The 23048-nt window shown below is 54.5% G+C and carries 25 protein-coding genes; 10 read left to right on the top strand and 15 right to left on the bottom strand.

What is annotated here, in order from left to right; translation table 11 throughout:
• Positions 1–6: 6 nt before the first annotated feature.
• The 13 genes from ACTU44_RS01645 to ade all read right to left on the bottom strand — a co-directional run bounded on the left by ACTU44_RS01645 (position 7) and on the right by ade (position 10999).
• Positions 7–462, bottom strand: a complete 456-nt coding sequence (locus ACTU44_RS01645) for a DUF6314 family protein (protein ID WP_462096497.1) — start codon at positions 460–462, stop codon at positions 7–9.
• Between the two features lie 10 nt (positions 463–472).
• Positions 473–1390 (bottom strand): hypothetical protein, encoded by a 918-nt coding sequence (locus tag ACTU44_RS01640; RefSeq protein ID WP_462096496.1) that lies wholly within the window; start codon positions 1388–1390, stop codon positions 473–475.
• A 2-nt stretch (positions 1391–1392) separates the two neighbouring features.
• Positions 1393–1953: a DUF6932 family protein gene (locus tag ACTU44_RS01635; RefSeq protein ID WP_462096495.1), complete on the bottom strand. Its 561-nt coding sequence runs from the start codon at positions 1951–1953 to the stop codon at positions 1393–1395.
• Positions 1954–2080: 127 nt separating this feature from the next.
• The gene (locus tag ACTU44_RS01630; RefSeq protein ID WP_462096494.1) at positions 2081–2452 is read right to left on the bottom strand and encodes a histidine triad nucleotide-binding protein; all 372 of its coding nucleotides are present in this window, start codon (positions 2450–2452) and stop codon (positions 2081–2083) included.
• Positions 2453–2671: 219 nt separating this feature from the next.
• Entirely contained in the window at positions 2672–2998 is a 327-nt protein-coding gene (locus tag ACTU44_RS01625) for a phosphoribosyl-ATP diphosphatase (protein ID WP_462096493.1), read from the bottom strand.
• Between the two features lie 3 nt (positions 2999–3001).
• Positions 3002–3763 carry an imidazole glycerol phosphate synthase subunit HisF gene (hisF, locus tag ACTU44_RS01620; RefSeq protein WP_114096337.1) on the bottom strand — a complete coding sequence of 254 codons (762 nt, stop codon included), beginning with the start codon at positions 3761–3763 and terminating at the stop codon, positions 3002–3004.
• Positions 3764–3786: 23 nt separating this feature from the next.
• Positions 3787–4515: a 1-(5-phosphoribosyl)-5-[(5-phosphoribosylamino)methylideneamino]imidazole-4-carboxamide isomerase gene (gene hisA, locus ACTU44_RS01615; RefSeq protein ID WP_462096492.1), complete on the bottom strand. Its 729-nt coding sequence runs from the start codon at positions 4513–4515 to the stop codon at positions 3787–3789.
• A complete protein-coding gene (locus tag ACTU44_RS01610) occupies positions 4512–5066 on the bottom strand; it encodes a GNAT family N-acetyltransferase (RefSeq protein ID WP_258548572.1) in 555 nt (184 codons plus the stop codon). Before ACTU44_RS01610 ends, hisA begins: the two co-directional genes overlap by 4 nt.
• Complete coding sequence (gene hisH, locus ACTU44_RS01605) at positions 5063–5713, bottom strand: imidazole glycerol phosphate synthase subunit HisH (RefSeq protein ID WP_462096491.1); 651 nt, start codon at positions 5711–5713, stop codon at positions 5063–5065. Before hisH ends, ACTU44_RS01610 begins: the two co-directional genes overlap by 4 nt.
• Positions 5710–6153: a DUF2628 domain-containing protein gene (locus ACTU44_RS01600; RefSeq protein ID WP_336079646.1), complete on the bottom strand. Its 444-nt coding sequence runs from the start codon at positions 6151–6153 to the stop codon at positions 5710–5712. Before ACTU44_RS01600 ends, hisH begins: the two co-directional genes overlap by 4 nt.
• A 79-nt stretch (positions 6154–6232) precedes the next feature.
• Positions 6233–6832 (bottom strand): imidazoleglycerol-phosphate dehydratase HisB, encoded by a 600-nt coding sequence (hisB, locus tag ACTU44_RS01595; protein WP_462096490.1) that lies wholly within the window; start codon positions 6830–6832, stop codon positions 6233–6235.
• Between the two features lie 156 nt (positions 6833–6988).
• Positions 6989–9124: a cache domain-containing protein gene (locus ACTU44_RS01590; RefSeq protein ID WP_462096489.1), complete on the bottom strand. Its 2136-nt coding sequence runs from the start codon at positions 9122–9124 to the stop codon at positions 6989–6991.
• Positions 9125–9268: 144 nt separating this feature from the next.
• Positions 9269–10999, bottom strand: a complete 1731-nt coding sequence (gene ade, locus ACTU44_RS01585) for an adenine deaminase (RefSeq protein WP_462096488.1) — start codon at positions 10997–10999, stop codon at positions 9269–9271.
• Between the two features lie 218 nt (positions 11000–11217).
• Here ade and hslV point away from each other — a divergent pair, with 218 nt between their 5' ends.
• Both hslV and hslU read left to right on the top strand, forming a co-directional pair.
• Complete coding sequence (gene hslV, locus ACTU44_RS01580; RefSeq protein ID WP_114096329.1) at positions 11218–11778, top strand: ATP-dependent protease subunit HslV; 561 nt, start codon at positions 11218–11220, stop codon at positions 11776–11778.
• Between the two features lie 60 nt (positions 11779–11838).
• A complete protein-coding gene (gene hslU / locus ACTU44_RS01575; protein ID WP_462096487.1) occupies positions 11839–13149 on the top strand; it encodes an ATP-dependent protease ATPase subunit HslU in 1311 nt (436 codons plus the stop codon).
• 80 nt (positions 13150–13229) lie between these two features.
• On the opposite strand, the gene ACTU44_RS01570 is transcribed toward hslU, so the two are convergent.
• Positions 13230–14639, bottom strand: coding sequence for an ATP-binding protein (locus ACTU44_RS01570; RefSeq protein WP_114096327.1), 1410 nt, complete (start codon positions 14637–14639; stop codon positions 13230–13232).
• 248 nt (positions 14640–14887) lie between these two features.
• Positions 14888–15469 (bottom strand): malonic semialdehyde reductase, encoded by a 582-nt coding sequence (locus tag ACTU44_RS01565; RefSeq protein ID WP_462096486.1) that lies wholly within the window; start codon positions 15467–15469, stop codon positions 14888–14890.
• A 241-nt stretch (positions 15470–15710) separates the two neighbouring features.
• Between ACTU44_RS01565 and ACTU44_RS01560 the strand changes: the two genes are divergently transcribed.
• From ACTU44_RS01560 to ACTU44_RS01525, 8 genes are all read left to right on the top strand, one after another.
• On the top strand, positions 15711–16982 hold the full coding sequence (locus tag ACTU44_RS01560; protein WP_462096485.1) for a polysaccharide deacetylase family protein: 1272 nt from the start codon (positions 15711–15713) through the stop codon (positions 16980–16982).
• Between the two features lie 169 nt (positions 16983–17151).
• Positions 17152–18369: a bifunctional phosphopantothenoylcysteine decarboxylase/phosphopantothenate--cysteine ligase CoaBC gene (gene coaBC / locus ACTU44_RS01555; RefSeq protein WP_462096484.1), complete on the top strand. Its 1218-nt coding sequence runs from the start codon at positions 17152–17154 to the stop codon at positions 18367–18369.
• 68 nt (positions 18370–18437) lie between these two features.
• A complete protein-coding gene (gene dut / locus ACTU44_RS01550) occupies positions 18438–18902 on the top strand; it encodes a dUTP diphosphatase (RefSeq protein WP_462096483.1) in 465 nt (154 codons plus the stop codon).
• A 117-nt stretch (positions 18903–19019) separates the two neighbouring features.
• A complete protein-coding gene (locus ACTU44_RS01545) occupies positions 19020–19475 on the top strand; it encodes an RrF2 family transcriptional regulator (protein WP_008888834.1) in 456 nt (151 codons plus the stop codon).
• A gap of 202 nt (positions 19476–19677) precedes the next feature.
• Complete coding sequence (cysK, locus tag ACTU44_RS01540; protein ID WP_114096850.1) at positions 19678–20628, top strand: cysteine synthase A; 951 nt, start codon at positions 19678–19680, stop codon at positions 20626–20628.
• Between the two features lie 145 nt (positions 20629–20773).
• A complete protein-coding gene (locus ACTU44_RS01535; RefSeq protein ID WP_336079638.1) occupies positions 20774–21778 on the top strand; it encodes a type 2 periplasmic-binding domain-containing protein in 1005 nt (334 codons plus the stop codon).
• 42 nt (positions 21779–21820) lie between these two features.
• Positions 21821–22624, top strand: a complete 804-nt coding sequence (locus ACTU44_RS01530) for a HesA/MoeB/ThiF family protein (protein ID WP_462096482.1) — start codon at positions 21821–21823, stop codon at positions 22622–22624.
• The gene (locus tag ACTU44_RS01525) at positions 22614–23045 is read left to right on the top strand and encodes a DsrE/DsrF/DrsH-like family protein (protein ID WP_114096321.1); all 432 of its coding nucleotides are present in this window, start codon (positions 22614–22616) and stop codon (positions 23043–23045) included. The genes ACTU44_RS01530 and ACTU44_RS01525 overlap by 11 nt, the downstream gene beginning before the upstream one ends.
• Positions 23046–23048: the final 3 nt, after the last annotated feature.

Raw genomic sequence — 23048 nt, 5'->3', positions numbered from 1 at the left:
GGCGGTTCAATCGCCTTGCTTGCGGCGATAGATGCTATGCAGCAGATGGTCTTTCTTTGGGCCGGTGATTTTTATTTTTGTTTCGAAATGATCATCATTCTGCCAGATCATGCAGTGATGATAGAAATCCTCGCCGCACGGATGAATGTCACGCGCACAAAGCCCGTCGGTCGAGTCCTCGCCAAATTGCAGCATCACATAGCGATTGCCGAAACTGAGCGGATCGCGAAACAGAAGCTCAATCGCCGCCGGGTCCTTGTGCAGCACGAAATCATATTCCCGATAGCCATCAAACCGCTTGCCATCCGGACGCGTCAGAAACCCTTCCTCGCGATAGCGCAGAACATTGGGTTGGGCTGGATCGGCGGCTTGAAACGTAACATCGCCGGTAAACTGCCCGGCCTGGCCCAGATCACGCGCAAGCGTCCAAAATCCGGGAAGTTCATTAAATATTGAGTTCATCAGAGGAATTTCAATCGTGCTCTTTGAGGTTATCGATTGAACTTAGCACGTATGATGGACGGCTCTGGCCAACCTGTATAACGTCAAGGCTCACGGTAACGGGTTTATGAAGCCAATCTCTATTAAGTACGTCTGGATCCTCGATTTCTGATCCTACTTTCCCCTTAATAACAATATTTTGATCTATAACATTAAACTCGAAAGTCCGACCGCGAGGTAGAACTCCTTGTAGTTCTCCCCGATAATTCTCAGTGCTTTCGTGAATGTTATCTTCTTTAATTTTACTCAGTGATGTTTCCAACTGTTCGATGTTGCGAAATCGAAATGTTTTGCCCTTGAACTGCAGGCCACACCAAGCGCCGTTCTCAATCATATACTCCAAGAACGAAGCGGCCTTCTGAATAGCGCGTGGATGTATCTCCGAGATAATTTCGGCCAGCTGATCATCGTTATCAGCTACGGAGGTTTCGAACAGGGAAAGCAACTTCTCTAGTGCTTCTTCGGCATCACCGGAATCTGAAAACAACGTTGGCTCAAGCTTAGGGACTTGCAGTTCAAAACCGAATGAGCCGATGGCTGTGCCTGTAATCATTAGTTGGTTTTGAATTTTGTCAGGAATTGGACCCATGTACCGCAGCTTGTTGTGCATTCCCGCAATTACAGCAGCGTATGCTTCAGTGAATGCAGCAGTAGCTTTAGATCCAAATTCGGCAGCAATCCCTTTGCTACCGGTAACAGGCGCTCCACGAAATGTTAGTTTAGACTTTTCCGGTACGAGTTGGTCAACTTCGCTCGCAAGTTTCTTTTGAGCAGCTGCAAGTCGCTGCTCAAGGCTGTAACGCTCAAGAACATTTTCTTCTGGGATACTCGAGATGATAGATTTAAGTTCATCTATCTCTTGAATCCAAGAGGATTTACTTAGCTTCATTGCTACACCTCCCTACTCGTTAGCTCATCAAGAAAAGCTTTGTCGTCTTCTTCAGTGTTGAGGCCGACCCTGAGAAAACCTTTCCATTGCTGGCTCCTAGTATGGGACCACATACTGTACCAGTACGAAACTTGGCGAATACTCGACTCTTTCATTTTATCTGAGAGAACCACCACATACGCATCAACAAGGTAGTTTTTCTTGGTGAAGTCGGACCAGAACAATTCTTTGTATTTGTCGAGGAGCGAACGTTGCGTTTCACCGGCAGGCAACTCGAAAAAGGTTACCACATCAATGTCGTTAGGTGAACGGTCTTGCAATGATTCGACATCTTCCATGAAACTTCCGTCGAGCCACTGAAAGCCTTGCTTGATCCCAATTCTGTACAAAGCAATACGATAGTTGATCAAGCCCTCAAGAATTCTTTTTCTTTCTTGAGAGGTGCAGAATCGATCAATTAGTTGGTCTACTCCGACGTTGTAGGGAGAACGGTCGGTTCCAGTCGCGTCCTCGCCCGGACGTATCGGTGGGATTAAGCCCGATAAATTCCAATCTGGGATCAACGTTCACCCTCTCAAGACATAAAACAACAGACCTAAGCAGATTTACATCTTTGAGTAGAAATCAAAACATATGATTTATCAAGAGTCGTAACGGGACCAACTTAGCGCAAACTGGATATTAAGAGATTCAGTCTTTTGGCAGCATCAGCGGCAATTTGGTTCCGCCCAAGATATGCACATGCAGGTGCGGCACATCCTGGCGGCCGTGGTCGCGGGTATTGGCGATCAGGCGATAGCCGTCTTCCACAACGCCAGCGGCCTCCGAGATTTTGCCGATTGCGCGGGTATAGGCGATGATTTCGGCGTCTGAGGCATTCAGCGCAAAGTCGTCATAGGACGTATAGGCACCCTTGGGGATCACCAGAATATGGGTCGGGGCCTGGGGTGCTATGTCATTGAAGGCCAGAACATGGTCATCTTCATAGACCTTGGTGCACGGGATATCGCCGCGCAGGATTTTGGCAAAGATGTTTTCCGGATCGTATGGTTTGACGGCCATCTTGGGGCTCCTGATCGATGTATTCTGATTATGGGTGCCATATTGGACAGGCTTGGCGTCAGGTGCAATTTCGATTTTGACAAAGCAGGAGCATTTTCCAAATTTTGTCATTCCGGGCGGAAAAATGCACAGATCCGCAATCCTTGATGCCAAAAAGCGAGATGCCCGCTTTCGCGGGCATGACGGGGATTGGAAAAAGGTCCGGGAAGGCCAGACTGATTAGTCGCCCTTGCGCGCTGCTTTTTCGGCAAGTCCGGAAATACCCTGACGCTCGGCCAAGATCTGCCAGACATCTTCGGGCTTCACCCCCTGATCGGCCCAAAGAACCGTCAAATGGTAAAGAAGGTCTGCACTTTCCGATGCGACCTTGTCCGGGGTTTCGGCAAGGGCCGCAATCACGGTTTCAACACCTTCTTCGCCGACTTTCTGGGCGATTTTGGCTGTGCCTTTGGCAAACAGCTTGGCGGTATAGCTGGTGTCCGGATCGGCCCCCTTGCGGGCGGCGACAGTGGCATAAAGCGCATCAAGGATGTGTTGATCAGCCATAACTTACTCCTCGCGCACCGGAATGCCAGCGGCCTTCATGTGGTCTTTGACCTCGCGGATGCGATAGGTGCCAAAATGGAAGATCGAGGCGGCCAGAACGGCTGATGCATGGCCCTCGGTCACGCCTTCGACCATGTGGTCCAGCGTGCCAACACCACCCGATGCAATCACCGGCACATGAACGGAATCGGCAATCGTGCGGGTCAGCGGAATGTTAAAGCCCGACTGGGTGCCATCGCGATCCATCGAGGTGACAAGAAGCTCGCCCGCGCCATATTCGGTCATTTGTTTTGCAAACGAAACGGCATCAATACCCGTGGCTTCACGCCCGCCATGGGTAAAGATTTCGAACTTGTCCGGGCCGGTCGATTTGGCATCAATCGATACCACAATGCATTGCGAACCGAATTTGCGGGCCGCTTCGCGCACGAAATCGGGGTTTTTGACCGCGGCTGTATTGATGGAAACCTTGTCCGCCCCGGCCAGCAGAAGCTTGCGGATATCTTCAAGGCTACGCACGCCACCACCGACGGTGACGGGCATAAAGCAGGCCTCGGCCGTGCGGGCCACCACATCAAAGATGGTGTCGCGGTTATCAGATGATGCGGTGATATCCAAAAAGCACAGCTCGTCAGCGCCTTCGGCATCATAGATGCGGGCCTGTTCGACCGGATCACCGGCATCAATCAGATCAACGAAATTGACCCCTTTGACGACGCGGCCGTCCTTGACGTCAAGACAGGGAATGACACGGGTTTTCAACATGGTCGGTTTCCTGTTTGGCTCGGTTACGCAAGGGCTGCGATGGCTTGGGCAAGGTCGATGCGCCCGTCATAAAGCGCACGGCCCGAAATCGCGCCGTCAATGCCAGCACTCGTATGCTTTTTCACCGCGATCAGATCATCAAGTGACGATACTCCGCCCGATACAATTACCGGGGTCGAAATTTCGGAGGCCAGTGCGACCGTGCTTTCGATATTGGGGCCGCCCATTGCGCCATCGCGGTCGATATCGGTAAAGATGATGGCGGCCACACCGCAATCCTCGAACTTTTTGGCCAGCTCAAGGGCGGTGACTTCGGACGTTTCCGCCCAGCCTTCAACCGCGACATAGCCATCACGGGCATCAATGCCCACGGCAACCCGGCCCGGCCATTTCGCACAGGCTTCCTTGACGAAATCGGGATTGCGAAGGGCGACGGTGCCAAGGATGACGCGCGTGATGCCTTTATCCAGCCAGTAATCAACGGTTTCCATGGTGCGGATGCCGCCACCCAGCTGGGTCTGTGCCTTGCCATTAACGGCGGCCAGGATCGAATCAACTGCCGCGCCATTGACCGGCTCACCGGCAAAGGCCCCGTTCAGATCAACAATATGGACCCAGTGACAGCCAGCCGCGACGAACTCACCGGCCTGTGCGCCGGGGTCATCGTTAAATACGGTTGCCTTGTCCATGTCGCCGCGCAACAGGCGCACACATGCACCGTCTTTCAGATCAATTGCGGGATAAAGATTCACTGTTCAGGGTCCTGTAATTTCTTGGTGTAGTAGTAACCTTCGACCATCTTGCCGTCGATCATCGCGTAATAGGGATTGATGCCCCAACGGACATAACCAAGCCCGTTATAAAGCGCGATGGCGGCCTTCTGGGTTTCGCGAAGGTCCAGTTTCAATACGCTATAGCCCGCTTCACGGGCGAAATATTCAATCGAACGCACAATCGCCTTGCCATTGCCGCGCCCGCGCGCCCACGGGGCAACGAAATGGCCGGAAATCTGGGCGGAATGACGTTGCGCTTCAAGGTTGGCCGGGGTTTCAATCAGCTGGGCCGCGCCGGAAATCACGCCATCCACGCGCGATACAAAAAGATGCCGTCCGGGCATCAGCAAAACACCGCGCCAGTATTTTTCCATATCCGGGCGATCTGGCGGCGTGAGCCAGCCAAAGCCGCCCCCTTCGACAATTGCCTGGGTACAGGCATCGACAATGTCGGAAAGCTCGCCTGCCGAAAGTTCGGTCACGCGTTCGGCAACAACACCGGGCTGAATGGTATCAGATGGTGCGATCATGGCTTCCATCCCAGGAAGTTACCAATGATGGTAAGCCCCGTTTTCTGGCTTTTTTCCGGGTGGAACTGGGTGCCGATCATATTGTCACGTCCGATCATCGCCGTCAGGTCGCCGCCATAGGATACCGATGCCAGACGTTCGGCCGGATTGGCGACATGCATGTGATAGCTATGCACGAAATAGGCATGATCCCCGTCCGAAATACCCTTCAGGACCGGGTGGGCCTTGCCCGCCGGATCAAGCACCAGCTCGTTCCAGCCCATATGCGGGATTTTAAGGGTCGGGTCGCTGGGTTCAATCGCCACAACCTCGCCCGCAATCCAGTCAAGGCCAGCGGTGTCTTCAAACTCACGGCCAACCGATGACATCAACTGCATGCCGACACAGATGCCAAAGAACGGTTTGCCGCCCTTGATCACCTGTTCGGTCAAAACATCAACCATGCCCGTGACGGCATCAAGGCCCGCCCGGCAATCGGCATAGGCACCGACGCCCGGCAGGACGATATGGCTGGCGTTGCGGACCTTTTCCGGGTCATCGGTGACAATGATCTCGTCAGAAAAGCCGGTTTCGCGGGCGGCACGCTCGAACGCCTTGGCAGCAGAGCGCAGATTGCCTGAACCGTAATCAATAATCGCAACACTCATGGGTAGGATGGGCTCCCGGTTGAGGGGGTGGAAACAGCAGTCTGCGCGATATGCGGGACGCGCGGACGTGATGTGTTCAAACGTTCAAAACAGCGATGCTCGGCATCGCTTTCGTTCTTTCCGGCAACAATATCGGTCATTTTCCAGCCCTGCGCGGCAAGCTTGCGCCGACGCAGATCATTGGCAATCAGGCCAAAGCCGATCCCGGTCACAAGGGCCAGGGCAAAATCCATTTCCGGCCCGCCATCAAAGAACATGACGGCAAAGCTGCACAGAAACGACACCGCAACCAGACCAAGGAAGCCCAGCCACAGCCGGTGATACAACGCCCAAAGACCCGACAGCAGAAAGGCCCAGAAATTGAACCCTTCGCGGATCAGGATGGCATTTTCCATCGGGTCGGCATCGCCGGGATGGGTATGGACTGTGTAAACCTTCATCGAAAACCGATTTTCTGGTCCCGGCAGTGCAGGACACTGCCGGTATTGTTCGATCTTGAACCGATCAGATCACATCAGATCAAAGCGACCCGCCAAGAACACCCTTGGTCGACGGAATGGCATCGGATTTGCGCGGATCGATTTCGATCGCATCGCGCAAGGACCGTGCAAGCGCCTTGAAGGCACTTTCGATGATATGGTGATTGTTCTCGCCATACAGGTTCTCGACATGCAGCGTAATGCCGGCTGCCTGGGCAAAGCCCTGGAACCATTCGCGGAACAATTCGGTATCCATATCACCCAGCTTGTCGCGGGTGAAATTGACGTTCCAGATCAGATAGGGGCGGCTTGAAATATCAAGTGCCACACGGGTCAGGGCCTCGTCCATCGGAAGCAGGCAGCTGCCATAACGTGTGATGCCCTTTTTATCGCCCAGTGCCTGTGCAAAGGCCTGACCGATTGCGATGCCGCTATCTTCGGTGGTGTGATGGAAATCAATATGCAGGTCGCCCTTGGCCCGGACTTTAAGGTCCATCAGGCTGTGACGCGAAAGCTGTTCGAGCATGTGATCAAGGAAACCGACCCCGGTCTCGACATCATAGACGCCGGTCCCGTCAAGGTTCAGTTCAACCATGATCTGGGTTTCGTTTGTATTACGCTCAACGCGGGCCTTGCGCATGCAAAGCTCCTTTCCTGCAGGTATTGATGCATATGATGGGACGTATGTAGCAACAAACCCACGGAAAAGCCAGTTTAAGTGGCTAAGTAATGGCCGCAAAATCCCGAATTGGTTGCCGGTTTGATCCTCAATCGGTGATGGGGAACCTGATCGGGCTTATTTGCTTGATAGATGATTGATGCCATCCCAGTCTTTTGGCGGCGGATTGGTCATGAAAGCCCGGCAGCGCGCGATATAGATTTCAACCAGTTTCGGGGTTGTGGCATCGGCAATGTGGGCGCTGAAAGCAGCATGGGCTTCGGCCCATCTGTGATCGAGGTAAAGCGCCATACAGGCATCCCATGCCGCGATCTCGATCTGCTGTTCGGCAATGTTGCAAAGCCTGTTGCTGGTATCGGATTTGTCCCCGATCAGCTCGTAAATCGCAAGTGGCGATGACGTGCCAACGGGCATCACAAGATCCACATAGCGCAACAGGAAATTATCAGATGCGCGGCGGGCAATGGCGTCACTGGCCAGAATGCGTGTGCCATACATCTTGTTCAGTCCCTCGATCCGCGATGCCAGATTAACCGCCCCGCCAAGGGCGGTATATTGCAGCCGATGTTCCGATCCCACATTGCCGACAACCACCCGATCCGTATGCAGGCCAAAGCGGGTATAAAGCGGGAACAGCTTAGACTCCTGCGAGATGGAATTAAGCTGCCGCCCGGCCAACCGACAGGCAAGAGCCGCCCGGCAGGCATGATCAACATGGTCGGGATCATCCGACGGTGCATTCCAGAACGCCATGATGGCATCACCGATATATTTATCGATGGTTCCATTGCCGTTGGCCGTGATCTGGTGCTCCATGGCGGCGAAATAGTTCGACAGTTCCCGGGCAAGCTCGGTCGGGGAATAGTTTTCGGTCTTGGCGGTAAAGCCTTCGATATCGGTGAACATGATCGAAAGATCACGGGCCTCGCCGCCGATTTCGACCGGATTGCCGTTGGAAACTATGGATTTGACCAGATCGGTCGGCACATAGGCCCCAAAACTTTTGAGGCTGACCTTCATATTGGCAATCGCCGATGACAGTGCGCTGACCTCATAGATATGAGATGTCATCCTGAAATCGCCGCCAAGATCGAACCGGCCGATTTTTTCGGCCTCGGCGGCCACGATATTGAGCTGGCGGCTCATCATCCGGGAGATAATCGCAATCAGGATGATGGTGAAAATAAAGATCGCCCCGGAAATTTTCAGCACATATTTGGTGGTTGCCTTGATCGCGCCGATAAATTCGTCTTCGGGAACGATAAGGCCCAGAACCGGCGCCATGCCGAAGAGTCCCGGCACGATTGCCGCCGAGGCAAGGTATTTTTTCCCATCTTTTTCGTCGACAAACTCAAAGAAGGCTTCGGGCTTCTGGCTCCATTTCAAGATGGCGTTGGTGACAATCGGGTCACTGGCTTTCTGGTTGCCGACCGTGAAAAAGGATGAATTTCCGTCGATGCCCTGCGGACCGGCATAGGCGATGACCCGATTTTGAAAACCAAGCAGAAACACCCGGCCTTCTGCGCCGATGCGGATATTGCTAAGAATTTCAGTGACCTTTTCCAAAGTCAGGTCCGCGCCGACAACACCCATCAGACTGCCGTCAGGGTTAAGCACGCGCTTGGCAAAGGTCACACCGGGTTTGCCGGTGCTGTTAAAGGTGTAGAACGGGCTGATAAAGACATCATCATTACCCTGTGCCCCCTTATACCAGGCCCGGTTGCGCGGATCATAGGTGACAGCGCTTTGTTCCTGGCCCGTGACCTTTCCCCAGCTTGACTGATACAGAAAAGTATCAAGCATGCCGCCCGAATAGTCATAATCAACCGACCGATAGACAATCTTGCTTTTATCGGGAATGACACTGTCATGCGGACCAAAGGTTTTCAGGCCTTCGGGGATTTGAACAACCTGAAAAAACCGTCCATCATTCTGAAACCCGAAAAACAGACCATAAATCTGGGAATGGCCATTGATCTGGCTGGCCATGATTTCACCACCGCGCGGTTGGGAAATGGCATCCGGGAACGCACTGACCAGATCGGCGGTGGTGGCAACGATTTTCCTGACCGGTGTGATGACATTGACCAGACTTTCGACCGTGATTTTTCGCGCGGTCTCCATCTGATTATGGGCTGTCTGAAGTGCAAGGGTGCGGTTGCTTTCATACAGAAATGCAACGGTTATTCCCAACATCAGGACCGCAATGGTTGTGAAGGCTGCGGTAACACCGATCTGAAGCCTGATTTTCACCTGATATTCTGCCCTTGTTATGCGACCTGACCAAGGCCGCCTATGTCATGCAGCTATATCAACAGATTAGATCACATCGGGCCAAAAACAATATCAGGTTGATCACGTGGCATAAAAATATATCAAGGGTTGTTTTGACGCATTCTAAACAAAGTCGAATTTATCAACGTCAAACAGGCCACGATCCGTCATTTTAAGATGCGGAATGACCGGAAGGGCAAGGAAGGCAACCTGAAGGAATGGTTCGGGCAAGACACATCCAAGATCCTTGGCGGCCTTGCGCAACGTGATCAGGTCCTTTTCGACCACTTCGAACGGCTCCGTGCTCATCAGTCCGGCGACGGGCAATGGCAGTTCGGCGGTAACCTTGCCTTCGTTGGCAACCGCAAAGCCACCGCCCATTTCAATCAGGCGATTAACCGCTGCGGCCATATCGGCATCACTGGCCCCGACCACGGTGATGTTGTGGCTGTCATGGCCGACAGAGGATGCAATAGCGCCGCGTTTCAGGCCAAAGCCCCGCACAAAGCTGCGCCCGATATTGCCATTGATGCCGTGGCGTTCGACGACGGCCACCTTGATCACGTCATTGGCCAGATCGGGCTCAAGCCCGTTATCGCCGATCTCAAGCGTTGCCTCGTCACGGAAGGTCAGGATAAGACCCGGCTTGACCTTGATCACCGGTGTCTGGTTCTGACCGGGCTTGGGATCGCAGGCAAAGGCTGCGGCTGTCACGGGCGTTGCCTTCATCGAGGTCAGGCCGACCGGTGCGATGGGTGTGCGGGTTGCAAACAGATCATCGGTCACAAGGCGACCCCCGGCGATGACGTCGCTGACATCGCAGGTTTCAAGGTCATCAAGAATGGCAATATCGGCCCGCCAGCCCGGTCCGATCAAACCGCGATCGCGCAGGCCAAAAATGCGGGCAGCCGAATGCGAAGCCGCCCGATAGGCATGATGGATCGGGCAATTGCGCGCCTTAAGATGACCGATCAGGCGGCGCACAAGGCTATCAAGATGGCCTTCCTCGCCGATATCAAGCGGATTGCGATCATCGGTACACAGCGCCACAAAGCTTGAACTGTTTTCATCAAGAATCTCAGCCAGGGCTTCAAGATCTTTGGAAACCGATCCTTCGCGGATCAGGATCGCCATGCCCTTGGCCAGTTTTTCGCGGGCTTCATCGGCGGATGTGGCTTCATGGTCGGTGCGAATGCCAGCGGCCATATAGCCATTAAGATCGCGGCCGCGCACCAGCGGCGCGTGGCCATCAATATGACCATCCTGAAAGGCTTCAAGCTTGGCCATGATGCCCGGATCAAGGTTCAAAACGCCGGGATAGTTCATCATTTCGGCAAGACCCACGACCTTCTCATGGGATCGGAACGGCAAAAGATCTTCGATCTCAAGACGCGCACCAGCGGTTTCAAACGCCGTTGCCGGTACGCAGGATGACAGATTGACCCGCACATCCATGATGGTCTGTTCGGCGCAATCAAGGAAATAGCGGATCCCTTCCGCACCAAGCACATTGGCGATTTCATGGGGGTCACACAGAACCGTCGTCACACCATGCGGCAAGACGCAGCGATCAAATTCAAGCGGGGTGACAAGCGAACTTTCAATATGAAGGTGCGTGTCGATAAAGCCCGGAACCGCAAATTTGCCGGTGCAATCAATTTCGGTTTCACCAGCATAGCTGTCATGGGTGCCGACAATCCGGTCACCGACAATGGCGATATCGGTTTGGGTGACCTTGCCGGTGATCACATCAAGAAGCCCGATATTGCGCAGGACCAGATCGGCCTTGACCCTGCCCTGACCGGCAAGGATGCATTTGCCAAGATGGGTTTGCGAAAGATCGGTGCTGCTCATGGTTTCGGGTCCTGTTTTCTTGAAATTCTTTTCTGATGGTCAAGGGTAAAGCATGTCGTGGCTGTGTGCTTTGAATTTTTTATGCCTGTGGGCGTTGAAACTGTGTTTGGGTCACAGCAAAGGTGATCTTGGGGGCAATGGGTGGCTTCTGCCCTTGACCGGGGCGTCTGCCGTGCTAACTCTTGGGCGAAGCAATCGACGAGATTCAAGGATAATTCATGAGCGAACAACAAAGCTGGCATGGCACGACAATTCTGTCGGTGCGCAAGGGCAATGAAGTCGTGGTGGCCGGTGATGGTCAGGTCTCTCTTGGCCCGACCGTGATCAAGGGCAATGCCCGCAAGGTGCGCCGCATTGGTCAGAAAGGTGAAATCATGGTTGGTTTTGCCGGGGCGACCGCGGATGCCTTTACCCTGCTTGAACGGCTTGAAGCAAAACTTGATCGTCATCCGGGCCAGACCATGCGTGCCTGTGTCGAACTTGCCAAGGATTGGCGCACTGATCGTTACCTGCGCAAGCTTGAAGCCATGATGGCGGTAGCCGACAAGGATGTTTCGCTGGTTCTGACCGGTCAGGGTGACGTTCTTGAACCCGAAGACGGCATTATTGCCATCGGTTCGGGCGGGAATTATGCGCTTTCGGCGGCTCGTGCCCTGATTGATATGGACATGAGTGCTGAGGAAATCGCCCGCAAGGCAATGGCAATTGCCGGCGAGATTTGCGTCTATACCAACGGCAATGTCCTGCTTGAAAAGATTGAAATCGAGGATGCGAAGTAAGGCGCTGGAGCAATCCGGGCCCTGTCACGGCATTCGTCGCAATAAGATACGGAATAAATCATGACCCAACATTTCAGCCCGCGCGAGATTGTCTCCGAACTTGATCGACATATTATCGGTCAGAAGGATGCCAAGCGTGCAGTGGCCATTGCCCTGCGTAACCGGTGGCGCCGTCAGCAGCTTGACGACACCATGCGCAATGAAGTTCTGCCCAAAAACATCCTGATGATCGGTCCGACCGGTGTCGGTAAAACCGAAATTGCACGCCGTCTGGCAAAGCTTGCCGATGCGCCCTTTATCAAGATCGAGGCGACCAAGTTTACCGAGGTTGGCTATGTCGGGCGTGATGTTGAACAGATCGTGCGTGATCTGGTCGAAGTTTCCATCGATCTGACCCGCGAAAGCATGCGCAAGAAAGTCCGGGCCAAGGCCGAAATGCAGGCCGAGGAACGCATTCTGGACGGGCTGGTCGGCGAAAATGCATCGCCTGATACTCGCCAGAAATTCCGCAAGATGCTGCGCGAAGGCGAACTTCAGCAAAAAGAAATCGAAATCCACGTTCAGGAAAGCAGCTCGGCCTCGATGCCGACCATCGATATTCCGGGCATGCCCGGTGCCCAGATGGGGATGCTGAACCTCAACGATATGTTCGGCAAGGCGTTTGGCGGCAATACCAAGCCCAAACGCATGACCGTCGAAGAAGCCTTTGACCGCCTGATCGACGAGGAAGGCGACAAGCTTTTGGATATGGACAAGGTCATTGCCGAGGCGATTGAAAATGTCGAACAGAACGGCATCGTCTTCCTTGATGAAATCGACAAGATCACCGCGCGTTCCGAACGCGGTGGCGATGTTTCGCGCGAAGGTGTGCAGCGTGACCTGCTGCCGCTGATCGAAGGCACGAATGTTTCGACCAAGCATGGCACGGTCAAGACCGACCATATCCTGTTCATCTGTTCGGGGGCATTCCATCTGGCAAAGCCGTCGGATCTTCTGCCGGAATTGCAGGGCCGTTTGCCGATCCGGGTTGAGCTCAAGGCACTGACCGAAGGCGACTTCCGTCGCATCCTGATGGAGCCCGAAGCATCGCTGATCAAGCAATATGTTGCCCTGATGAAGACCGAGGAAGTCACACTCGATTTCACCGATGATGCGATTGATGAAATTGCCCGTATCTCGGCCAATGTGAATGAATCGGTCGAAAATATCGGCGCACGCCGCCTGCATACGGTTCTGGAAAAGCTGCTCGATGATATCAGCTTTACCGCGACCGACCGGGCGGGCGAAACCTTCAAGGTCGATGCCAGTTATGTCCGCGAACAGGTCGAAGACCTGTCCAAGGATACCGACCTTTCGAAGTTTATTTTGTAATCGAAACGTTCGATTGATCCAGATACGCAAAAGGCCAGCACGATGTTGCTGGCCTTTTTGTTTGGTCCTGTTGACCGGGATCAGGCGGAATGCAGTTTCCGGACATTGTCGCCGGTTTTGGCCGGCAGATAGACCGTAAAGACCGAACCGACACCCTGTTCGCTTTCGATCTGCATGGTGCCGCGATGGCGCTGGACAAGGTGTTTGACGATGGCCAGACCAAGGCCCGTACCGCCAACTGCGCGTGATCGCGCCGTATCGACCCGGTAAAACCGTTCGGTCAGGCGTGGCAGATGTTCGCGCGCAATGCCGTCTGAATGATCGCGGATGGCAACGGCCATGATGCGGTCATGACGGAAGCGCGCCAATGCACCGGGCGGGTTTTTGACAAGGCTGATCGTGACTTCGACATCGGTATTGGAATGGCCATATTTGATGGCGTTTTCCACCAGATTGACAAAGACCTGGGTCAGTTCCTTTTCCTCGCCGATCATCTCGGTATTTTCGAGTTCCTGGGTCACGCGGATATTCATGCCCTTGGTCTGTGCCTTCATGGCAAGGCTTTCGGCAACCTTGCTGATGACTTTGCCCACATCGCAATCGCTTGATGGCGGGGTATGTTCATTCAGCTCGATCCGGGCAAGGGAAAGCAAATCTTCGATCAGATGTTGCATCCGCTGGGCCTGATCGCGCATGACCGGCAGGAACTGGTTGAGCGCGTCGGGGTCATCCTTGGCCGGGCCTTCAAGTGTTTCGATAAAGCCCAGAAGAACCGAAAGCGGCGTGCGCAGCTCATGCCCGGCGTCGGTCGCGAAATCGGCACGCATCTGTTCAAGTTTGCGAAGCTCGGTCAGGTCCGAGAAACTGAGCACAAAGTTGCGATCCCCGGTCGCCGCAGGCAGGCGCGCTGTCAGCACGTCATAATGACGATGCGCGTCACTGGCCAAAACAAATTCCGCATGTTTCATGATTTCGCGTTCATTGGCGACGTCATCAAATGAATCAAGCAGGATCGGATCGCGAATAAAACGCGTCAGGTCGCGACCGGTCTCAAGATTGTGAAACAATCCCTTCGCCGCCTGGTTAAAGCCGGTCACCACCCGATGCCGGTTGACCATCACCACCGGGTTTGGCAGGTGATCAAGGATTTCGGCGTCCGTACTGGTTTGCGCTTCAAGAAGGGCAATACGATCACGGAAGGCCCCGGCAATCTGGGTATAAAGTGATGACAGCTCGGACGCGGCGGCAAATGTAATATGTTGTGGCGGGGTGCCCTTGAACCGGTCACGCAGATCGGTGGCATAGCGTGCAACCCGGCGCAGATCGCCGAAATATATGCGCAACATCGCCGTAATCCCGATCCAGGATAGCGTTGCCGAGACAATCGCCGTGCCCCAGCCAAGCAGCTCCATCGCCGCAAGGACGACAAAGACAACGCCAGCCGGAAAGGCAATGGCCAAAGCTGTAAGGATCAATTGGCGAAAGCCCAATTAACGCTCCTGTTTACGGGGTGAATCTGGTTCTATACGCGCGTACATAAAAGTGGACCTAAAATGGTTATGGGCCAGTAAAGATCAAATAAAAGTTTGATGACAGTTTTCAAGTTGTTCGACGGATTGAAAAAAAACGTCGAAACGTCGTTTGCATGTGCTCTATCAGAAAATCAGAAGGCTTGAATATGAAAAAGGCCTCCGGTGACGGAGACCCTTGTCTAATCCTGTCTGAAAATGTGTCGGTCTCAGAGGATTTCGGCCCCTTCATCAAAACCGAGCCGCGGACTGCGCGCATGAAGCTTTTCACGATTGCCATACCCGATATTGAGCAGGAAGTTGCTTTTGACCGGGGTGCCGGCAAAAAACTCGGTATCCACCTTGGCCTGATCAAATCCTGACATCGGACCACAATCCAGACCAAGCCCGCGCAGTGCCATGATGAAATAGCCAGCCTGCAGGGAACTGTTGCGAAATGCGGTGGCCTTGATCACCTCATCCTTGCCGGCAAACCATGACCGCGCATCGGTGTGGGGGTAAAGGGCGGGCAGCTTTTCGTAAAATTCCATGTCCTGGGCGATGATGGCGGTAACCGGTGCGGTCATGGTCTGATTGACATTGCCCTCGGCCAGGCAGGGTTTCAGCCGTTCCTTGGCTGCTTCGGACTTGACGAAGGTGACGCGCATCGGTTCGCAATTGCCGCTGGTCGGGCCCAGCACCGTCAAATCCCAGGCCTGTCTGAGCAAATCCGTATCGACATCGCGATCCTGCCAATAGCTGAATGTGCGGGCGTTGCGGAACAAAAGACCAAAAGCATCAGAACTAAGCATGGGACCTCTTGGGGTTGGAGTTATCAGTCTGTGTTAAAGGTAACCCCGGTCGTCCAATTCGCAACCATCTATATGAAATATGGAAAAACAAACGGTTCGCTGGTATTTTTGCTTTTGCAAAACGATCCCGGCAAACGGGACGATGCCCCCGGATAATGACAAAAACAGCAAAGCCGGGGTACAGGACCGATCCGCACACAAGGTCCTGTCTGGAGTGGTTGGTAGAAAACTGGAAACAGATATGAATTTTAAGGCCAAAGGCCAAAGGTCGTTATCGGCAGCTGGTCTGATACAGTCCGGCACCATGCTGCGCAGCGCGGTGTTCGGCATGTCATTTGCCGTCGGGTTAACATTCGGCATCGAACCGGGCAATGCCCAGTCAGTCGAAACCGGGACCGGCACGTCCTCAGACATGCAAACAGAGGCACCGGTAGCCAGTTCGGCGGCAACACCCGCCGGGGATGAGGGCAATGTGGCCGCACCGGACGCCCCGGTGGCCGAGGCAGAACCGGCAACCGAACCGCAGATGGCGACAGCACAGCAAGATGCGTCCGAACCGGCTGTTGCGGCCCCCGGTGGTGATGCAAGTTCGGCAGTGGTCTTTATGTATCACCGCTTTGGCGAGGGTGAATATCCCTCTACCAATATTCGCCCGGAACAGTTCAAGGAACATGTCGCTGAGCTGACCAATGGCAATTACACCGTGATGGGGTTGCCACAGATTGTCGAGGCGCTTGAAAATGGCAAGGGCCTTCCGGATCGCACGGTCGGGATCACGGTTGATGATGCATATCGCTCGGTTTACGAAACCGCGTGGCCGATCTTTCGGGCCAACAACATGCCCTTTACGGTGTTTGTTTCAACCGAACAGCTCGATGACGGTTTTGCCAATTACATGACCTGGGACATGGTTCGTGAAATGGTCAAGGCCGGTGTCACCATTGGCGGTCATAGCCAGCACCATTCGCATTTGCCCGATCTTGATATCGAAGCCGTCAAGGCCGAGCTTGCCCATGCGGCCGAACGCTTTAAGGCCGAGCTTGGGTTTGTGCCCGATATCTTTGCCTATCCCTATGGCGAGGCGGATGCCGATGTCATCAATGCTGTCAAGGAAGCCGGATACAAGGCCGCCTTTGGTCAGCAAAGCGGTGCGATGAGCACGGAATCCGACTTTATGTATCTGCCGCGTTTTGCATTAAACGAGCATTATGGCGCAATGGACCGTTTCAAGCTGGCGGCAAATTCATTGCCGCTGCGTGTTAGCGACATTACGCCGGGTGATTATACCCTGACGCGCAATCCGCCGGCATTCGGTTTTACGCTTACGGATCCGACGCCCGATATTGCCTGCTATCCGTCAGATGGTCAGGCAACCATGACCCGACTGGGCGATGAACGCGTTGAAATTCGTCTCGACGGGCCGGTGGCATCGGGGCGCTGGCGGATTAACTGCACCGCGATGGGGCCCGAGTCCCGTTGGCGGTGGTTCGGGATGTTATATACCGTGCCATGATGGGGACCGGATTTGGTCCGTCATAAACCTGTTGAAAGCAGGGTGAAAAATCAGCGCCGCGACCCTTTGGGGGACGCGGCGTTTCCATTTCGGTTTTGGGCGCTTGCGTCCCATAATGAGACAATGTAGGTTAACCACACTTTTAAACCGTAATTAATTGGTAATCACAGTGGCGGCAGGCAAAAATATCCTTCTGATCATCTCGGGCGGCATTGCGGCCTATAAGGTTCTTGAGGTGATCCGTCGGCTCAGAGACCGCGAAATCAATATTCGCGCCATCCTGACCAAGGGCGGGGAACAGTTCGTTACACCGCTTTCTGTCGCAGCCCTTACCGAAAACAAAGTCTATCAGGATCTGTTTTCCCTGACCGATGAAGCCGAGATGGGGCATATCCGTCTGTCGCGTGAGGCTGACCTTGTGCTGGTCGCTCCGGCAAGTGCCGATATTCTGGCAAAAATGGCAACCGGTCAGGCCGGTGATCTGGCAACAACCGCCCTTCTTGCCACCAACAAACCGGTGATGATTGCACCGGCCATGAATGTCGAGATGTGGAACCATCCGGCAACACAGGCCAATATCGCAACGCTTGAAAGCCGTGGCGTGATCCGGGTTGGGCCGTCTGCGGGTGATCTGGCTTGTGGTGAAACCGGTTCGGGCCGTCTGGCAGAACCGGCCGAGATCATCGCAAATGTGCTTGATTTCCTTGATGGTCAGTCCGCGCCCAAGCCGCTTGCCGGGAAAAAGGCCGTTGTCACCAGCGGGCCGACCCATGAGCCGATTGATCCGGTGCGCTATATCGCCAACCGGTCGTCTGGCAAGCAGGGCCATGCGATTGCGCAGGCGCTTTGCAATGCCGGTGCGGATGTGACGCTGGTGACCGGTCCGGTATCCCTGCCCGATCCGGCCGGGGTAAAAGTTGTGCGCATTGAAACCGCGCGCGAGATGCTGGCTGCGGTCAAAAACGCCCTTCCGGCTGACATCGCCATTTGTGCCGCAGCGGTTGCCGACTGGCGCACGGCCGACGAAGCCGGACAGAAGCTTAAAAAGGATGGATCGGGCGTTATTCCGGACCTCAGGCTTTCGGAAAATCCCGATATTCTGGCAACCATCAGCAAGGCCGGTGCGTCGCGCCCGGGGCTTGTGATCGGATTTGCCGCAGAAACCGAAAAGGTCACCGAACATGCGCGTGCCAAACGGGCACGCAAGGGCTGTGACTGGATCCTTGCCAATGATGTGGCCCCGGAAACCGGGACCTTTGGCGGGGATCAGAACGAGATTTTCCTGATTTCAGGTGATGATGCCAGGACCGATGAACATTGGTCGCGCCAAAGCAAAACCGGCATTGCCGAGGCCCTGTGCGCACGGATCATCAGACATTTTTCCTGACACGACCCTGATAGTGCAGGTTGCAACGCACATCCCGGTTCAGACCGGGCCATAAACAAGGATGGAATATGTCGGCTCTTAGCGTTGATTTGAAACAGCTGCCCCACGGGGCGGATTTGCCGTTGCCCGAATATGCAACCGCCCAGTCCGCAGCCGTCGACTTGCAGGCCGCAATCGCGGGCAAGCTGGTTCTGGCACCGGGAAAACGGGCGCTGGTCGAAACCGGTATTGCAATTGCCCTGCCCGCCGGGTTCGAGGCGCAGGTACGTCCGCGTTCGGGGCTTGCTGCCAAGAACGGGGTCACGGTTCTGAACAGTCCGGGTACGATTGATGCCGATTATCGCGGCGAGATCAAAGTCATCCTGATCAATCATGGCGACGAAGCCTTTGAAATCGAACGTGGCATGCGCATTGCCCAGCTTGTGGTCGCCCCGGTGACACAGGTGGCATGGCGGGTTGTGGATGATCTTGATGAAACTGCGCGCGGCGCGGGCGGTTTCGGATCGACCGGGACGGCAAGTCCGGTCAAATGAATTGTACCTGTCGGGCCGATTGGCGGTTTGGCAGGGGTTTGATGGTTGCTCTGACGAAACCAGGTTTGCATGTCATCTGGGGGGATGGCCGGACCACAAGGGGAGTAAGATGAAACGATGCTAAAGCTTTCAAAAAAGATGCTGTTTGCGATCGAGGCGGTCGTGGATATTGCCTATAACGCGGCGGGTGAGCCGGTCCAAAGTCGAGATATCACCGCGCGTCAGGGCATTCCGAAACGTTACCTTGAACAGACCCTTCAGCAGCTGGTGCGTGCCGATATTCTGGTGGGTGTGCGTGGACCGCGCGGCGGTTATCGACTGGCGCGTGAACGCCGCCGCATCACACTTGCCGATATTGTTTCGGTCATCCGGTCGATGGAAACATCCGATGATCCGATCGAGGATCCGGCAGGATCGCCGCTGGGCAAGGAAGTTGTGCGTCCGCTTTGGCGTGAATTGCAGGACGAAATGATGAAGCAGCTTGAAAAAATCACGGTCGAGGACCTGTGCAACCGTGCCCGTGATGCGGGTCTGCGCAGCGGGATCGAAGAGTCCCCTGATTTCATCATTTAGTCTTCTGGGCTGGCAGCGGAGTGGTGTATTCTTATTCAACAGGATTCCGCTGCAATTTTCGATAAACTACAGGCATCAGGAATGCCGTCTGCCAGCAGATTTGTAAAAATTTCTTCTATCCATTTGACCTTGTGGGATAGCGATATAAATACAAATGCATCGTGTGCTTGATGGCAAAAATACAGAAACGTGCGAGGAAAACATGACTGAGTTTCGCGGCAAGATTTACGACAGCATCATTGACACCATTGGCGCAACGCCGCTGGTGCGCCTTTCACGTCTGGCTGAAGCCGAAGGTGTGAAAGCCGACCTGATCGGCAAGCTTGAATTCTTCAACCCGCTGGCCTCGGTCAAGGACCGTATCGGTCTGGCGATGATCGAGAATGCCGAGAAAACCGGCAAGCTTAAACCGGGCGCAACCCTGGTCGAGCCGACCTCGGGCAATACCGGCATTGCGCTGGCATTCGTTGCAGCGGCCAAGGGGTACAAACTGATCCTGACCATGCCCGAAAGCATGTCGCTTGAACGTCGCAAGATGCTGATGCTTCTGGGTGCGCAGATTGACCTGACCCCGGCAGCCAAGGGCATGAAGGGTGCGGTTGCCCGTGCTGAGGAACTGGTGGCCGAGATTGATGGCGCTATCATGCTCCAGCAGTTTGACAACCCGGCAAACCCGGAAGTTCATCGCAACACCACGGCCGAGGAAATCCTTAAGGATACCGCCGGCAAGGTCGATATCTTTGTTGCCGGTGTTGGCACGGGCGGCACGCTGACCGGTGTTGGTGAAGTGTTGAAAAAACATAACCCGAACATTCAGATTGTGGCGGTTGAACCCGAAGACAGCCCGGTCATTTCCGGTGGCGCACCCGGCCCGCACAAGATTCAGGGCATTGGTGCCGGTTTCATTCCGGGCAACCTCAATACCGATGTGATTGATACGGTCATGACCATTGGCAACGAGACCGCCTTTGCCACCGCACGCAAACTGGCTGCGGTTGAAGGCCTTCCGACCGGTATTTCGTCAGGTGCAGCGGTGGCTGCGGGTATTGAACTTGGTCAGAAGCCGGAAAATGCCGGTAAACGCATCGTGGTCATCATCCCGAGCTTTGCTGAACGTTACCTGTCGACTGCCTTGTTCGAAGGTCTGCAATAAGTTCTTTGCCAGACGACCAAATATAACAAATTCAAAGGTCCGGCGTATCGCGCCGGGCCTTTTTTGCTGTGTGGCCTTTGCCCGCTACTGGATGTTGGATGCCATCGTCCCAATCTGAAGGATAGGGCAGAAACGGGACATGTGCATGACGTCAAATGATCGAAAAATCAGGCATTTCAGAGCATCCGGATGGATCGGGATGCTGTGTCTGGTTGTGGCTGTTTTTTGTTTCGATATCAAAACAGTAAGGGCTGATCACGGCGAGCACAGCCTTCGGATCGTTGTTGCCGATGATGTTCTGGTCGATTATGAGAAATTCCGGGACGGTCGCGATCCGCTTGCCATCACATCCTTTGACGGTCCGCACAGCCGCCGTGATGTCGTTGAGGTCGTTCTGATCCAGCAGGCCCTGAAAAAGGGCGGCTGGCGCGGCGCCATCAATCTGATTGCCGGCGGAAATTATGCGCGCATGATGCAGATGATCGCAGATGGCGAAGCAGACCTTACCGGTTCTTCGACATGGTTGCGCGACATTGAACATAAAGGGGACAGGATTTCCCCATCCGGGGCCGTGATTCCCAATGGCCGGTTTGAAGCCGGGTTCTATATGCGGGCAGACAGCCCCAATCGATCGAAAATTCGCAGTTTACGAAGCCTCCAGCGACTGCGCGGGGTGTCAAACCGGACCTGGAAACCCGACTGGCAGGCCTTGGGCAAGCTGGGTCTTGTTGATTTACTGCATGTGCCAAACTGGGAATTGATGGTGCAATTTGTCGCCGAGGGCCGGGCAGATTTCCTGTTGGCACCGTTCCAGCCAGGCCCGAAAATGGAGCTTGTGGTCAATGATGTGCATTTACTGCCAATCGAAGGCTACAAGATTGCCCTTGATGGCAGCCGTCATTACGCCGTAACGCGGGTTACGCCCTATAGCCACGATCTGATTGTTGCAATCGATCAGGGATTGCTGGAACTGCAAAAGATCGGCCGGATTGATCAGGCCTATCGCCAGTCCGGTTTTTTCCATCCGGCAGTGAAAAACTGGACAATGATTGGCTCAGACGGGTTCGGGCAATCGGGGAATTCGATGGAAAATCAAATCTTTTCCTTGAGAGATGTGACGGGCAGGCTATATCCAGAAGCTAGGTTCTGACCCTAGTTCCCTTGATCCGTCCTGACAGGATAGTTTGACCGCGTGACCGATTTCGATTTCAGCGAAAATGAAGTGCAGCGCTATGCCCGCCACATCGTTCTTAAGGATGTGGGCGGTACTGGCCAGATGAAGCTCAAGCGTGGGCGGGTTCTGATCGTCGGGGCCGGTGGCCTTGGATCGCCGCTTGCGATGTATCTGGCCGCGGCCGGTGTTGGCACAATCGGCATTGTTGATGCAGATACGGTCGAGCTTTCCAATCTTCAGCGCCAGATCGCGCATGGCATGAAGGATATTGGCAGCCCCAAGGTTGATAGTGCGAAATCAACCATGCTTGATATGAACCCGGAAATCACGGTTCACGCCCACAATACCCGCCTTGATGCGTCCAATGTCATGGAACTGATTGCCGGTTATGACGTCATTGCTGACGGGTCGGATAATTTCGAGACGCGCTTTTTGCTTAATGACGCCTGTTATCTGGGGGGAAAGACGCTGGTATCGGGCGCGGCTCTTCGTTTTGACGGACAGGTATCGACGTTTAAGGCCCATCTGGGCGCGCCACATCCGTGCTATCGCTGCATTTATCATGCACCGCCGCCCGAAGATGCCATTCCATCCTGTGCCCAAGGCGGCGTTCTGGGATCGGTTGTCGGCATGATTGGCGGTATTCAGGCGACCGAGGTGCTTAAGGAGCTGATGGGGATCGGCGATGGCCTTTCCGGGCAGCTTCTGATCATTGATGCCCTGTCAGCATCGTTTCGCAAGATCCGGGTGCCGCGTGATCCCGGCTGCCCGACCTGTTCAGAAAACGCCACAATCAAGGACCTTTCAATCCATGAGCACTGAGACGGAAAGCCCGAAAAAACTCTCGCTGGTGGTGTTTTCCGGCAGCTTTGAAAAAGTTCATTACGCACTCGTAATGGCATCGGCGGCTTTGGCGACCGGGCGTGACGTTACCCTGTTCTTTACCATGGATGCCAGCCGTGCACTGTTTGCGCCCTCCGGATGGCGGCATTTGCGCACCGAGGCCGAAGGGGCGACCGCGACCTCGATTGACCTGAGCTATTCGACCCGCGGGATCGGCAGTTTCGAAGAATTGCTGTCAGCCTGTGCGTCGTTGGGGGCGAAATTCATGGTTTGCGAGATGGGGTTGCGTGCGCTGGGTCTGGAAAACGAAGCCACCCGCGATGAGCTTTCCATTGAAACCGGTGGTGTCGTAACCTTCCTTAATGACGCCAAGCAGAACGGCGAGATGCTGTTTATCTGATCG

The sequence above is a fragment of the Thalassospira sp. SM2505 genome (genome assembly GCF_054901115.1).
The sequence above is the reverse complement of the archived record's forward strand: the minus strand, read 5'-3'. Positions and strand labels throughout refer to the sequence as shown.

Bases quoted from the DNA above. Each gene is read 5' to 3' on its own strand.
- ACTU44_RS01645 (WP_462096497.1), bottom strand. From the start codon at position 462: ATGAACTCAATATTTAATGAACTTCCCGGATTTTGGACGCTTGCGCGT.
- ACTU44_RS01640 (WP_462096496.1), bottom strand. From the start codon at position 1,390: ATGAAGCTAAGTAAATCCTCTTGGATTCAAGAGATAGATGAACTTAAA.
- ACTU44_RS01630 (WP_462096494.1), bottom strand. From the start codon at position 2,452: ATGGCCGTCAAACCATACGATCCGGAAAACATCTTTGCCAAAATCCTG.
- ACTU44_RS01625 (WP_462096493.1), bottom strand. From the start codon at position 2,998: ATGGCTGATCAACACATCCTTGATGCGCTTTATGCCACTGTCGCCGCC.
- hisF (WP_114096337.1), bottom strand. From the start codon at position 3,763: ATGTTGAAAACCCGTGTCATTCCCTGTCTTGACGTCAAGGACGGCCGC.
- ACTU44_RS01610 (WP_258548572.1), bottom strand. From the start codon at position 5,066: ATGATCGCACCATCTGATACCATTCAGCCCGGTGTTGTTGCCGAACGC.
- hisH (WP_462096491.1), bottom strand. From the start codon at position 5,713: ATGAGTGTTGCGATTATTGATTACGGTTCAGGCAATCTGCGCTCTGCT.
- ACTU44_RS01600 (WP_336079646.1), bottom strand. From the start codon at position 6,153: ATGAAGGTTTACACAGTCCATACCCATCCCGGCGATGCCGACCCGATG.
- hisB (WP_462096490.1), bottom strand. From the start codon at position 6,832: ATGCGCAAGGCCCGCGTTGAGCGTAATACAAACGAAACCCAGATCATG.
- ade (WP_462096488.1), bottom strand. From the start codon at position 10,999: ATGAGCAGCACCGATCTTTCGCAAACCCATCTTGGCAAATGCATCCTT.
- hslV (WP_114096329.1), top strand. From the start codon at position 11,218: ATGAGCGAACAACAAAGCTGGCATGGCACGACAATTCTGTCGGTGCGC.
- hslU (WP_462096487.1), top strand. From the start codon at position 11,839: ATGACCCAACATTTCAGCCCGCGCGAGATTGTCTCCGAACTTGATCGA.
- ACTU44_RS01565 (WP_462096486.1), bottom strand. From the start codon at position 15,469: ATGCTTAGTTCTGATGCTTTTGGTCTTTTGTTCCGCAACGCCCGCACA.
- ACTU44_RS01560 (WP_462096485.1), top strand. From the start codon at position 15,711: ATGAATTTTAAGGCCAAAGGCCAAAGGTCGTTATCGGCAGCTGGTCTG.
- dut (WP_462096483.1), top strand. From the start codon at position 18,438: ATGTCGGCTCTTAGCGTTGATTTGAAACAGCTGCCCCACGGGGCGGAT.
- ACTU44_RS01545 (WP_008888834.1), top strand. From the start codon at position 19,020: ATGCTAAAGCTTTCAAAAAAGATGCTGTTTGCGATCGAGGCGGTCGTG.
- cysK (WP_114096850.1), top strand. From the start codon at position 19,678: ATGACTGAGTTTCGCGGCAAGATTTACGACAGCATCATTGACACCATT.
- ACTU44_RS01535 (WP_336079638.1), top strand. From the start codon at position 20,774: ATGACGTCAAATGATCGAAAAATCAGGCATTTCAGAGCATCCGGATGG.
- ACTU44_RS01525 (WP_114096321.1), top strand. From the start codon at position 22,614: ATGAGCACTGAGACGGAAAGCCCGAAAAAACTCTCGCTGGTGGTGTTT.